Source organism: Streptomyces crystallinus (assembly GCF_039521265.1).
Taxonomy (GTDB): Bacteria; Actinomycetota; Actinomycetes; order Streptomycetales; family Streptomycetaceae; genus Streptomyces; species Streptomyces crystallinus.
Genome location: NZ_BAAACA010000038.1, coordinates 45602 through 58101, shown reverse-complemented (window position 1 = coordinate 58101; position 12500 = coordinate 45602). Strand labels below are relative to the sequence as shown.

At 71.6% G+C, this 12500-nt stretch carries 14 protein-coding genes; 7 read left to right on the top strand and 7 right to left on the bottom strand.

What is annotated here, in order from left to right; genetic code table 11:
- Nucleotides 1–14: 14 nt before the first annotated feature.
- Complete coding sequence (locus ABD236_RS26495) at nt 15–383, bottom strand: CU044_2847 family protein (RefSeq protein ID WP_344077662.1); 369 nt, start codon at nt 381–383, stop codon at nt 15–17.
- Between the two features lie 264 nt (nt 384–647).
- Between ABD236_RS26495 and ABD236_RS26490 the strand changes: the two genes are divergently transcribed.
- Nucleotides 648–1760, top strand: coding sequence for an alpha/beta hydrolase (locus ABD236_RS26490; protein ID WP_344077660.1), 1113 nt, complete (start codon nt 648–650; stop codon nt 1758–1760).
- Between the two features lie 9 nt (nt 1761–1769).
- Here the strand turns inward: ABD236_RS26490 and ABD236_RS26485 are convergent, their stop codons facing one another.
- A complete protein-coding gene (locus ABD236_RS26485; RefSeq protein WP_344077658.1) occupies nt 1770–2546 on the bottom strand; it encodes an SDR family oxidoreductase in 777 nt (258 codons plus the stop codon).
- A 425-nt stretch (nt 2547–2971) separates the two neighbouring features.
- Nucleotides 2972–3553 (bottom strand): HD domain-containing protein, encoded by a 582-nt coding sequence (locus ABD236_RS26480; RefSeq protein ID WP_344077655.1) that lies wholly within the window; start codon nt 3551–3553, stop codon nt 2972–2974.
- Nucleotides 3554–3663: 110 nt separating this feature from the next.
- Here ABD236_RS26480 and ABD236_RS26475 point away from each other — a divergent pair, with 110 nt between their 5' ends.
- From ABD236_RS26475 to ABD236_RS26465, 3 genes are all read left to right on the top strand, one after another.
- Nucleotides 3664–4848, top strand: coding sequence for a helix-turn-helix domain-containing protein (locus ABD236_RS26475; protein WP_344077653.1), 1185 nt, complete (start codon nt 3664–3666; stop codon nt 4846–4848).
- 357 nt (nt 4849–5205) lie between these two features.
- Complete coding sequence (locus ABD236_RS26470) at nt 5206–5679, top strand: hypothetical protein (protein WP_344077651.1); 474 nt, start codon at nt 5206–5208, stop codon at nt 5677–5679.
- Between the two features lie 4 nt (nt 5680–5683).
- Nucleotides 5684–6820, top strand: a complete 1137-nt coding sequence (locus tag ABD236_RS26465; RefSeq protein WP_486387790.1) for an NsdA family TPR-like regulatory protein — start codon at nt 5684–5686, stop codon at nt 6818–6820.
- A gap of 36 nt (nt 6821–6856) precedes the next feature.
- On the opposite strand, the gene ABD236_RS26460 is transcribed toward ABD236_RS26465, so the two are convergent.
- The 4 genes from ABD236_RS26460 to ABD236_RS26445 form a co-directional block, all read right to left on the bottom strand.
- Nucleotides 6857–7426: a transcriptional regulator gene (locus ABD236_RS26460; RefSeq protein ID WP_344077647.1), complete on the bottom strand. Its 570-nt coding sequence runs from the start codon at nt 7424–7426 to the stop codon at nt 6857–6859.
- A 1-nt stretch (nt 7427) separates the two neighbouring features.
- Nucleotides 7428–8963 carry a helix-turn-helix domain-containing protein gene (locus ABD236_RS26455; RefSeq protein ID WP_344077645.1) on the bottom strand — a complete coding sequence of 512 codons (1536 nt, stop codon included), beginning with the start codon at nt 8961–8963 and terminating at the stop codon, nt 7428–7430.
- Nucleotides 8960–9262 (bottom strand): helix-turn-helix domain-containing protein, encoded by a 303-nt coding sequence (locus ABD236_RS26450; protein ID WP_344077643.1) that lies wholly within the window; start codon nt 9260–9262, stop codon nt 8960–8962. The genes ABD236_RS26455 and ABD236_RS26450 overlap by 4 nt, the downstream gene beginning before the upstream one ends.
- 106 nt (nt 9263–9368) lie before the next feature.
- Complete coding sequence (locus tag ABD236_RS26445) at nt 9369–10133, bottom strand: SDR family oxidoreductase (protein WP_344077641.1); 765 nt, start codon at nt 10131–10133, stop codon at nt 9369–9371.
- 132 nt (nt 10134–10265) lie between these two features.
- Between ABD236_RS26445 and ABD236_RS26440 the strand changes: the two genes are divergently transcribed.
- The 3 genes from ABD236_RS26440 to ABD236_RS26430 all read left to right on the top strand — a co-directional run bounded on the left by ABD236_RS26440 (nt 10266) and on the right by ABD236_RS26430 (nt 12405).
- Complete coding sequence (locus tag ABD236_RS26440; RefSeq protein WP_344077639.1) at nt 10266–11276, top strand: sigma-70 family RNA polymerase sigma factor; 1011 nt, start codon at nt 10266–10268, stop codon at nt 11274–11276.
- Between the two features lie 110 nt (nt 11277–11386).
- The gene (locus ABD236_RS26435; protein ID WP_344077637.1) at nt 11387–12070 is read left to right on the top strand and encodes an HAD-IA family hydrolase; all 684 of its coding nucleotides are present in this window, start codon (nt 11387–11389) and stop codon (nt 12068–12070) included.
- 134 nt (nt 12071–12204) lie between these two features.
- Entirely contained in the window at nt 12205–12405 is a 201-nt protein-coding gene (locus tag ABD236_RS26430; protein WP_344077634.1) for a hypothetical protein, read from the top strand.
- The last annotated feature ends 95 nt before the right edge of the window (nt 12406–12500 follow it).

Below are 12500 nucleotides of genomic sequence, written 5' to 3'. Positions count from 1 at the left end.
CCTGGTCAACTCCCTTACGGAGTATCGTCGGCCGTGCCGCCCCGTGTGTCACTCCTGTTCCAGGTCAGAGTCACGGAGAAATTGGCCTCCGTGGCGGTGCTGGCGATCACGACGTCCGCCTCGGCCGACAGCGACACCCCGAATTCGAGGGTGATCTCGTCGGGCGAGTTCGCCAGATCCCGGAACCGGCCCACGAAACTCTCCGCTACGGGCCGTACGGTGTCGAGCATCTGACCGAACGTCCGCTGGGCCCGGTTGACGGAGCCGTCGCCCCGGCCTACCCGTACCAGGCTCTCGTCCACCTCGCGGACCTGGACGCGTATCGTCTCGTCGCTGCCCTCGGCCAGGGGCACTTCGACCGTACGGACATGGCGTTCGCCCACATCATCCTCCAGCGTCGTCTTCGTGTTTGTCTTCGTGTTTGTCTTCGTGTTTGTCTTCGTCTGCGTCTTCGTCGGGAGTTGGGGATCATAGCCAGCGGGCGCACGGCGCCCGGCGGCGGCCTCGGGAACGGATCGCCCGCGAACGCCATCTACCGGGGTGCGCACCGACCGGACGGTAGAACTGGGCGGAAGGAACCCCCGTTCACCATCCGGCCATCCGGCCATCCGGCTATCCGGCCATCCGACAGAGAGTCTTCACGGTTCATGGGCCTGACGAGTACCACCGTTCTGTTGCTGGCCCTGGCCTGCACCCTGCTGCTGTTCGCCGCCACCATCTGGCTGTGGCCGTTCCTGGCGCGGCGGGCGGTGCTGCCGGTGCTGGGCAGGGTGGGCCTGGTCCTGGCGATCCAGGTGCTGGTCTTCTCCTCGGTCGGCCTCGCCGCCAACCGCACGTTCCTCTTCTACGGGTCCTGGGCGGACCTGTTCGGCCGGCAGACGGGGGTCGGCGTGCTGGGCACGCAGGCCATCGGCAACCCCGGGGTGAAGCTGGTCGCCAAACAGGAGGTCGGCGTCCCGGGCTCCGGGTCGCCGCACCTCAGCGGTGAGGTGCAGAAGATCTCCGTACAGGGCGAGCGGTCGCGGATCGTCAGCCCGGCGTATGTGTATCTGCCGCCGGAGTACTTCCAGAAGGAGTACGAGCACACCAAGTTCCCCGCGGCCGTCGTCCTCACCGGCTTCCCCGGCACCGCCGAGAACCTCCTGAAGGGCCTGCGCTACCCCAAGACGGCGTGGATGCAGGTCAAGCAGAAGAAGATGCAGCCGATGATCCTGGTGATGATGCGGCCCACGGTGGCGCCGCCGCGCAACACCCAGTGCATCGACATCCCCGGCGGCCCGCAGACGGAGACGTTCTTCGCGAAGGACCTCCGCAAGGCGATCGCGGGAACGTTCCGGGTCGGCACGGCGGCCCGCAACTGGGGCTTCATGGGCGATTCGACGGGCGGCTACTGCGCCCTCAAACTCGCCCTCCAGCACCCCGAGGCGTATGCCGCCGGGGTCGGTCTGTCCGCCGACTACAACGCGGAGGTGGACCGCGACTCCGGCGACCTCTTCCACGGGAACAAGGCGGAGAAGAAGCGCGCCGACCTGCTCTGGAGCCTGGACCATCTGCCGCAGGGGCGTTCGTCGTTCCTGGTCACGACGTCCAAGCACGGCGAGACGAACTACCGCGCCACCCAGCAGTTCATCGCGAAGGTGCGCGCCCCCGCCCGCGTCTCCTCGATCACGCTCGACACGGGCGGGCACAACTTCAACACCTGGCGGCGGGAGATCCCGCCGGCGCTGGCGTGGCTGAGCGGGCGCCTGCGGGCCCAGTGAGCAGCCCCCTCATACAGCACTCTCGGCCACGCGCTCGGCGAGGAAGTCCTCCCAGCTGCGGGTGCCGACGAGGGCGTGGTCGAGGGAGAGGTTGACGCCCGCCCGGTAGGCCTTCCCGGCCTTGCCCGGCACGCGTACCGGCATCATCAGCCGGCGCTTGCCCCGCGCCTTCAGATACGTACGGTTGACGTCCCCCATCCCGTACACCTTCGGCCCGGCGAGGTCCGCCACCAGCCCCTGCGGCTCGCCGAGCGTCAGCTCCACCAGCCGTGCGGCGACCTCCCGCGAGTCGACGGGCTGGAACCGGATACCGCCCGGAACGGGGATCACCGGCAGCTTGGCCATCTTCTCCGCCATGGTCAGCAGCAGGTCGTGGAACTGCGCCGCGCGCAACGTCGTCCACGGGACACCGGACTCCTCGACGGCCCGCTCGGCGCCGAGCTTGGCCTGGAAGTAGCCGAGGGGGACGGTGTCGGCGCCGATGACGGAGATGTAGACGACGTGCTTGACGCCCGCGTGGGCGGCGGCGGCCATCAGATTCCGGGTGGCGACATCGTCCCCCTTGGGCCCCCCGGCAAGGTGCAGAACGGTCTCGACCCCGTCGAGGGCGGCGTCGATCCCCTCCCCCGCCATGAGGTCACACCCCACGTACTCCACACCGCTGTCGCGGCTCTCCCGCGGATTCCGACTCAGCACGCGCACGGTACGCCCGGCCTGCCGCAGCAGCGGGACGACGTGCTTGCCGAGGGTGCCGGTACCGCCGGTGACCAGGACGGGCTTCGCCATGACGCTTCACTCCAGAACTCGCTGTACCTGCCCCACCCTCGTACGGCGGGGCCGAGCCGCGCTTCTTGGTGGCTCTGGTTCTTTGAAACGTGGGGGCGGGGGAACGTGACACGATCGGGAGAGTTTTTTTCGGAGCGGGTCGGGAGGCCCCGGGCGGGACGCTGCGGCCGCCTCCGCTCGGCCGCGCTGTCACGCCGTGACAACCGGAGAACACCGCACCGCCTACCGGCACTTCACCGCAGAGGCCCGGATGAAGTCACGGAGAACCTGCCGGACCACCTCCGTACGCCGCATCAGGTCTTCCGTACCACTGGCCTCGTGGATGTCACTGGCCATCCGCAGCAGTACGTCCGCCTCACAGAGAAGACCCACGTGGACCGCCGAGACGCTCAGCGGTGGCGGGGAAACAGGGGACGTGGACGCGGTCAGCCGTCCTTCTCCCCGAGCGCCGTGCGCAGCCAGTCCAGCGAGTTCTGCCTCAGCAGCTCGTCGGCCAGACGGTTTGCCGTGTCGGTGACGAGGCGGGCACGGCTGTTGTCGATCCAGCGCTGGGCGTGTTCGTAGCCCTGTGCGCGGTATTCGATGCCCTGGAGCATGCACTCCAGCTTGTCGGCGTCGCGCGCGCAGACGGCTTCGGGCGACTCCTTCGCCTCGTACTCGTCGACGAGGTCCCGTACCGCTGAGGCCAGCACGTCCGGCATGCCAGCCGTCTGATCAGCAGTCACCGCCCGGGGGTCTGCGCCCGCCCAGTACTTCTTGCCGAGGTAGTTGACGTCCCCGGTGCGCGTCTCCTGGGTGTCGTGCCAGGCCGCCAGGAACGCGGCCCGGGCCGGGTCGGCACCTTCCAGCTTCGCAATGATCGTGGCGATGAGGGAGGTGCGCCAGGAGTGCTCGGCGACGCTCTCCGGGTCGCGGACGCCGGCCATCCACCATCCCGTGCGCCGCGCCTGCTTGAGCGTGCCCGCCTCGTACAGGAAGTGCGCCACCGCGGACAGGTCATCAGCCACGTCCGTCTCCTCAAGACGAAAGCCCCACCCCGGCGGGGGATGGGGCTACGCGTGCCCCGCGGAGCCAACCGCGAGTAGCGTTCTGGTGTCGAGTCAGAACGGAGTTCAGTATGCACGCTGTCCCGCATGACCACACCGGCGCACGCATCAAACGCCTGCGCGCCGAAAGGCACCTCACCCAGAGGGCCCTCGCCGACCTCTCCCTCGTCCCTTACAGCACGCTGACCAAGACGGAACAGGGCGTCATCCCGACTTCGCCGTATGTGGCGGCCGCCGTCGCCCGCGCCCTCGGGGTCGAGGTCTCCACGGTCACCGGGCAGCCGTACGTCGCCGAGCTGCGTGCCGACGAGCTGGACGTGCTGATACGGCCGATCCGCGAGGCCCTGGACGTCTACGACCTCGGGGCCGACCCGGACATCACGCCCCGCGCACATCGGCTCCTGGCCGACGACGCGGAAGCGCTCCTCGTCGCCGTGCGGGCGGGCGAGATCAAGCAGGTCGCGAGCCGAGTCCCAGGACTGATCCAGGAGGCGACGACGGCCGCCCACGCCGCGCCGAGCCGGGACGCCTGGCTGCTGCTCGCCAGCACCTACCGCACGGCGTACGACGTCGCCTCGAAGCTCGGCTACTACGACCTGGCGACGATCGCTCTCACCCGCATGGACTGGGCCGCGCAGCGCGGGTCGGACGCGGTCGTCGGCGGCATGTACCGGTACATGCGGGCTCTCACCTACATGCGTGCCGGGCAGTACCGCACCGGGGAGCGACTAGTCGACCTCGGCCTGCGCACGCTCGAACAGGCCGAGGTCGGCCGGGACCGCGATGTGTTGACGGGGCAGTTGCACCTCGGCGCCGCGGTCATGGCAGGCCGCTCGAAGGACGGTGATCGAGCAACCGGCCACCTGAACGAGGCGGAGAGGCTCGCCGAGTCCACGGGGGAGGCCGTTGCTGTGCACTGGCTGTCGTTCGGGCCGACGAACGTCGGTGTCCACCGGGTCTCGGTGCTGGCCGAGCTGGACGAGTACGGGGAAGCAGCGGAGGCTGGACGGGGGCTGGCCATCCCGGCGGACTGGCCGGCGTCCCGGCGAAGCCATCACTACGCCGAGGTCGCACGGGCGCAGATGTGGACGGGTGACCTCGCCGAGTCGTTCCGCAACCTGCTGAAGGCGCGCAAGGCAGCCCCGCAGCAGGCGAGGTATCACCCCACGGTCCGCGAGACGTACTCCGGGCTGGAAGCGGCAAAGCGCCAACTCCCGGACTCGTTCCTGTCGTACGGCTCATGGCTGGGCGCATAACCCTGCGCGAATCCTTGGCCCCGACTATCACCATGCCGTGATAGTCGGCGCCTTGGCATGGGTGGACGCTGTCGGCACCAGCCCCGATGACATGGAGCCGACCATGGCCCGTCGCCACACTGCTGGGGGTCTCGAGCGCCGCCGCGTCGTTACGGACGCTGCGTCTGGCGTACCGGGCCCTCGCCCCGCCGATCCCAAGGAGCCCGAGGACCCAGCGCGGTACCGGCGCTGCGAGGTCTGCAAAGAGCCCGGCGCCGACACCATCACCCGCATGTTCGTCGCCGACACGGGCGGGGACCACACCAGCTACGCGCACGCCGACTGCGCCAAAGCGGCCGGGGCCGGGGTGATCACGCCATGATGAACCGGACCCCCAGAGCCATCACCGACTGGCTCGCCTCCGCCCACCCCGTGCCCGCGCAGGCTCGACGCGAATTCGCCGTAGGCATCGCCCTCGTACCGACCGGCGACAAGTTCGACGCGATCCGTCTCCCCGCGCCCCTGGTCCACGCCGCCGTGGGCAGCGAAGACCCCGACGCCGTCGCCGCGTTCCTCGCCAAGACCCTGCCCGGCGGCGGGGCCGTCATCCACGACGCGTACGGCGTGGGGGTCTGGTACTACGCCCTGGTCCCACCCGGAACTCACGTCGACTGGCGCGTGCCGGACGTCGAGTGCCTGCGCCCGGGGACGTGGCTGGGGGTACCGCGTGTCGACCTGACCGCCCGGCCCGGTCCGCACTGGACCCTGCCGCCGCGCGAGCCGGGCTGCGTGTGCGCGCCGCACGCCCTCACCAACCTGATCGCCCTCGGGCACGACAAGCTGCGGGAGTAGCTTCCTGAACCCGCAGTCGGAGCGGTCGCCAGACACCCGGGAGCCGATCGGCCCCGCCGTCGATACCGTGGCTTCAGTTCTGGCTCTTGGGAGGAGCGACGTGGACCGTAGGGGTTTTCTTGCCACTTCCGGCGGCGCGGCCCTGTCCCTGCTCGGCGTGCCGGACCCCGACGCGATCACGCGTCGCGTACGCGACTCGTCCCCCACGGCCGTACGCGTCGGTCAGGGGGAGGTGTCCGCGATCCTCCGCATGGTGCGGACACTGGGCGACAGCGCGGCCGAGTACGGCGGCGGACACGCCAAGAAGGTCGCCATCGACTACCTCACCGGCAGCGCGGGCCCCTGGCTGGACGGCCGCTACACCGAGGCCATCGGGCAGAAGCTGTACGCGGCCGCCTCCCAACTCGCCCACCTCATCGGCTGGATGGCCCAGGACGAAGGCGACGACACCGGGCATCAGGCTCTCGCCCGGCACTACTACGCCCATGCCTATCGCCTCGCCGACGAATCGGGCGAGCAGGAACTCGCGGCCACCGCCCTGCGCGGCCTGACCGTGCAGGCCATCGGCCTCGGCCCCAAGCACCGGGCGGAGGCACTGGCCCTGTCGGAGAAGTGCATGGACCACGCCCGGCACCTCGACGACCCCCGGGCGATCGCCTACTACCAATCGACCCTGGCCGAGGCCGCCGCCCTCAACGGTGACCACCGACTCGCCAGCGCATCCCTGTCCGCCTCGCAGACACACATCGAACGCAGCGCGACCGCACCGACCGGCGACTCCTGGGCCTCCCACTTCACGATCGGCCGCTGGGCCCACGCGTCCGGAACGATCCTCGCCAGGATGGGCGACCTGGCCGGCGCCCGCGAACAGCTCCACACCGCCCTGGAGATCCACGGGCTCGACCGACGCCGCTCCCGTGCGGCCGTGCTCGGCCACCTCGGGGAGATCCACCTCCAGCAGGGCGACCTCGATGGCGCCTTCGCCGTCTGGACCGAGTTCCTGGACTGCGCCGAAGGCGTCCGGTCCGTCCGTGTCCGCGACGCGGCAAAGGACATGTGCGTCCGCCTGGCACGCCATCAGCAGGTCCCCGAGGCACGCGCCCTGTCCCGGCGGGCCGCCGTCCTCCTCACCCAGCCGTGACGCACGCCTGTCGAAACTACCCCGGCTGGGGATCGGTCACGCCGCAAACCCCACATTAGTAACATACTCATACTGCCCCCACTGCGACCCCAGATCCTCGATCACATCCGTCCACGCCCCGTCCAACGCCTCCGCGTCCGCCGCCGCCCACGCCTCCACGATCCGGTCCCAGCGGCGTACGTTCAGCGCCCGGTACTCCACCACCCGCTGACGCGGGCGCGGCACCTGGGACTGGTTCAGGGGGTGGAGTTCCACCCGGGTGCCGCCCGCCGAGTTGAGGCGGCGCAGCAGGTGGCGGGCCACGTTGTGGCGGCGGACCGTCCAGTACGCGCGGTCGATCCGCTCCAGGTTCGCCGCCGTCGGGTTACGGGTGCCCGCCAGCCACGCCCTCACCGTACGGTCGGTCACCGTCAGGCCCGCCTCCCGCGCCGCCGCCCACGCGTGCGGCGTACGCGTCAGATAGTGCAGCCGCGCCATCAGGCCACGCCTGACCGTCACCGGGGTCGCGATGCCGCCCGCGAGGGAGTCCAGGACCCGCGACACGGCCTCGCTGCCCTTGACGCCCCGCGCCCCGTACTTGCCGAACTCATGGCTGTGTTCCGGCACTTCAGCCCTCCGCACCCACCGCGCCAGCGGTGTACGTGTCCTTGACCTTGACCTCCGTCACGCCCCGGCCCTCCGCGAACACCCCGCGCCAGTCGCCGATCACATGGAGCTCGTCGGTGCCCATCGCCCGTACCACCGCCAGGCCCTCGTCGTGCGCCTTGTACGCCTTCATCCAGAGGTTCGCGAACGCCTGGGAGCGGATGATGTGCATCCAGTCCGGACGGTACAGCTCCCGGTTGTAGTTCGACTCGCCCATCGTGGAGACGAACTTGGAGTACATCGCCTTCACGTACTCCAGCGTCACCTCGTCTCCCTCCGCGAGCGCCGCCTCGCGCGCGTCCTTGAGGGCGACACGGAACTTCTCCAGGAGGTTCTCCGTCGCCCCGGACGTGAACGACTCGTGGATCTCGGGCGGTTCGCACAGCCCGTACGCCGGACCCGACAGGCGTTGCAGCAGCCGCAGGGTCGGCTCGGTCACCCACAGCGGGCCGGGCTCGTCGCGGTTGCCGATCGGGTTGGGCAGGACGTCCTCGTGCTCCCACACCGGCGGCGTGATCAGGTGGACGCCCGCCCGGCGCCGGTCGTGCGCGAAGCCGGTGGAGTGCTCCAGCTGGCCCAGCGGGAGGTGGGTCTTCAGGGCGGAGAGGTACGCGCCGTTGATGTCCAGCGCCGTCACCTCGTGCTCGCCCGGCGGCAGCTCGCGCCGCGTCCACTTGGGCCGCGCCTCCCAGATCTGGTCGGCCCCCTTGGCCGTCTGCTTGCGCAGCACGTCCGGGATCCACGGGTGCGCGATGATGTCGTACCGCGCCCCCTTGCGCGTCTCGTCCAGCAGCCGCATCGCATCCGGAATGGCCCGCTTGACCAGCGCGGCCGTCGCCGCCTCCACATCGCCCCCGCACTCGGCGAGCACCGCGCGCACGGCCTGGGCGACGAGGTCGGCAGGCTCGGGGCGAGCGGGCTGGAAGGCGCGCCGGGTCGGCGGTTTGGCGGACGGGGATCCAGGGCGGCGCGCCGCCGCTGCGGGCTGCGGCGTTGCGTCGGCCGCTTTCCCGGTACGGGCCGGAGCCGCCGGGGTGGCCGGAACCGCCTTCTCCGTACGTTCAGGAGCCGCCGCCGGTGCCTCGGCCTCGCACTCCCCCGCATCCAGATGCTGCGCGAACCCCGCCACCCGCTGCCGCGCCGGACGCCCGCACAGCACACACGGCTCGGGCGAGCCGAGCGACTCGACGTCGTCGTCGACGTCCTCCACCGTCGCGGGCTCGGCCTCGGGCTCGGGCTCCGATTCCGGCTCCGGCTCCTCCAGCCGCTCCCGCAGCCCCTCCAGCAGATACGCGTACCGCGTACGCACCTCACCCGACGGGTCGCGCCCCGTCTCCCACCCGGTTACCGTCGACGGGCTCACCCCGAGCGCACGCGCGACCTGCGCCTTGGACAGGCGCGCGGCCTCGCGCAGCCGCAGGCGCTGCTCGGGCGCGGGCAGCGCGGCCTCGGGCCCGACGGAGGCGAGCAGCGAGTCGATCGCGTCGAAGCCGCTCACCGGCCCACCACCCCGTCCCGCACGCTCCTCGCACCCCGCCCGCCGCCGCGCCGCGCCGCCGCGGGCAGCGCCTCGCACGCCCGGGTCGGGCCGGCCAGCAGGTCCAGGGGGCCGATGCCGTAGTGCGCGGCCAGTACGTCGCAGTCGCGCAGGCTCCACGCGGTGGTGCCCGCCTGACGCCGCGACACCTGGGTCTGCGTCAGGCCCAGCACCTCGGCCAGGTCCCGCTGCGACTGCCCCGTCGCCTGCATCAGCGCCGCGACCGTCAGCCGCAGCGACTCCTCCAACCCCAGTCCCATACGCCTCACCCTACCAACCCCTCATGCGGTTTCCGCATGGGAAGGGGGGATAGGGACTGACCGAGTCGCCGACGCACAGCGAAAAAGGCGCGCTCTCCCCACGGACCTACCGCACCCGCTCCGCCAAAAACTCCTCCCAGGTCCGCTCCCCCCGCATCGCCGTCCCGTCCGTGGAGAGGTTCTCGCCCGCCCGGTAGGCCCGCCCCGCCTTCCCCGGCATCGGCACCGGAACCAGCAGCCGCCGCGTACCGCGCGCCTGGAGGTACGTACGGAGCAGCTCGTCCATCCCGTACTCCCTCGGCCCCGCCAGATCCGGCGCCTGCCCGGTCGGCACGTCCAGGGTCAGCCGCACCAGCCGGTCCGCCACATCCCGTACGTCCACCGGCTGGAAGCGCAGCCCCGCCGGGACGGGGACGACCGGCAGCCGGGACATCTTCTGCGCCATCAGCAGGATCAGGTCGTAGAACTGGGCCGCGCGCAGCGCCGTCCACGGGATCCCGGACGCCCGGACGGCCTGCTCGGACTCCCTCTTCGTACCGAACCAGCCGAGCGGCACCCGGTCGGCCCCGATGACCGAGATGTAGACGAGGTGGCGCACCCCGGCACGGGAGGCGGCGGCCACGAGGTTGCGGGTGGCCCGCTCGTCGCCCTTGGGGCCGCCGGCCAGGTGCAGCACGGTGTCGGCGCCCTCGACGGCGAGGTCGACGCCCTCGGTGCGCAGCAGGTCGGCGGTGACGTACTCGATGCCGCCGACGTCCTCGCGGGCGTGGCGGCTGAGCACCCGTACGTGGTGGCCCGCCTCCAGCAGGCGCGGCACGACGTGGCCGCCGAGCGTGCCGGTACCACCGGTGACCAGGATCGTGGACGCCATACGCCGCTGCTCCTCGACTTGTCCGTACGGCATCCGGAATGCCGGACTCCTGTTGGCAGATGAGCAGGTTCCTGGTGGTCTACTTCTCTGACACACCGCACAGGGCGGAAGATGACCGGAGGAATGCGGCCGATGGACGAGCCCATAGCGCAGACGCCGACGCAGAGGCCGACGCAGGCGCCGACGCAGGCACAGACGCCGACGCAGGCGCCCGACCCGGAGCCGACGCTCCGGCAGACGCCCGCGCAGACGCGGACGCTGACGGAGCGTTTCGAGAGCGACCGCGCCCATCTGCGCTCGGTGGCCTACCGCATGCTCGGCTCGCTCAGCGAGGCCGAGGACGCCCTCCAGGATGCCTGGCTGCGGGCCAGCCGCGCCGACATCGGCGAGGTCGAGAACCTGGGCGGCTGGCTGACGACGGTCGTGGCGCGGGTGTGTCTGAACATGCTCCGCACCCGCCGCACCCGTGGCGAGGACCCCCTGGACACCGGCACCCCCGACGTCGACCCGGGCCCGGCTGCGGGCTCCGAGGACGGGCGGCCCGACCCCGAGCAGGAAGCGGTGATGGCCGACTCGGTCGGCCACGCCCTGCTCGTCGTCCTCGACACGCTCGCCCCGGCCGAGCGCCTCGCGTTCGTCCTGCACGACATGTTCGCCGTGCCGTTCGACCAGATCGCCCCGATGATCGAGAAGACCCCGGCCGCGGCCCGCCAGCTCGCCAGCCGCGCCCGCCGCCGCGTCAAGGGCGCCACCGCCGCACCCGACCCGGACCTGTCGCGACGGCGCCGGGTCGCCGAGGCGTTCCTCGCCGCGACCCGCGGCGGCGACTTCGAGGCCCTGGTCACCCTGCTCCACCCGGACGTGGTCCTGCGCGCCGACAAGGCGGTCGTGCCCAGCCCCGAGCCCATCTTCCTGGGCGGCGCCGTCACGGTCGCGAAGGCCGCGATGGCGGCGGTGGGCCGCGCCCAGTTCACCGGAGTGGCCCTGGTCGACGGGTCCGTCGGCCTCGTCATGGCCCCGTACGGCCGGCTCCGCGTGGTGCTGCGCTTCACGGTCGTGGACGAGACGATCACCGACATCGAGGTCATCGCGGAACGGGACCGGCTGGACGAGCTGGAGGTAGCGGTGATCGAGGCGGCCTGACGGCACGGGCCCGGGCCCGGGCCCGGCCACGGGCAGCGGGTCGGCGGCCCCGGCAGCCGACCCGCACCCGCACCCTTCGCCCGCCCCCGGCCCCATTAGGCTCACCGATCATGCACATCTCAGCCGACGCCCTCCTCTTCGACAGCGACGAGACCCTCGTCTCCAGCCTGCGCTCGGTGGTACGGGCGTGGACCGGCTGGGCAGCGGCGTACGGCATGACCCTGGAGGACGTGGCCCGCGTGGAGGTGCACGGCCGCCCGGCCGCCGCGATCGTGGCCGACCTGCTGCCCGCCGACCGGGTCGCGGAGGCGGTGGCCCGCCTCGAGGAGGCCGAGGTCGCCGACGCGCTGGCGGGCGGCGTCGAGCCGGTCCCCGGCGCCCCGGAACTCCTGGCCGCGCTCCCGCCCGACCGCTGGGCGGTGGTCACCTCGGGCACCCGCCGGGTGGCCGAGGCGCGCCTGAGGGGCGTCGGCATCCACCCCCGCCACCTGGTCACGGTCGACGACATCACCCACCACAAGCCCCACCCCGAACCGTTCCTCCTGGCCGCCGAACGCCTGGGCGTCGCCCCGTCCCGCTGCGTGGCCGTCGAGGACGCCCCCGCCGGCCTGGCCTCGGCCCGCGCCGCCGGAATGCGGACGATCGCCCTGACCCGCACCCACCGGGCGGACGAACTCGACGCGGACGTCACGCTCGCCGACCTCACCTCCGTATCCGTACGGGTCACGCCCGCCGGCCTGGAGATCACCGTCGGCACCCCGGCGCGCAACGCCGCACGCCCGACCGGCGCATAAACGGCGGGTAATTCCCCGCCCCTGTCCCGTCCCCGCCCGGGGCGTGCCCTCTTCCCGGTTATCGCGTTGATAAGGGCATGAATGTATCTCGAGTTCTCAGTACTGCGGTGGCAGGTTCGGCGTTGGTGGCGGCAATGGCGCCCTCTGCTCAGGCGCTTGATCTCGGGCGGACCATCAGCAGCGCCGCGCACACGGCCACCGTCGCCGGGACGCAGGCGAAGCCGGTGGCCCAGCAGATCGTCGGAGACAAGCTGGACAAGCGGGTGCAGGCCGTCAAGAACGCGGTGAAGGCCGGGACCGACGCAGCCCAGGCCGGGCACGACCTGGTCAGCTGACCGGAGCCGGGCGGCGCGCGACGTCCCCTCTCCTTCCGCCCTCGGGAATCCCCGGGGGCGGAATTTACTTTTGTGCGACTTTTCGACCGTGCGAC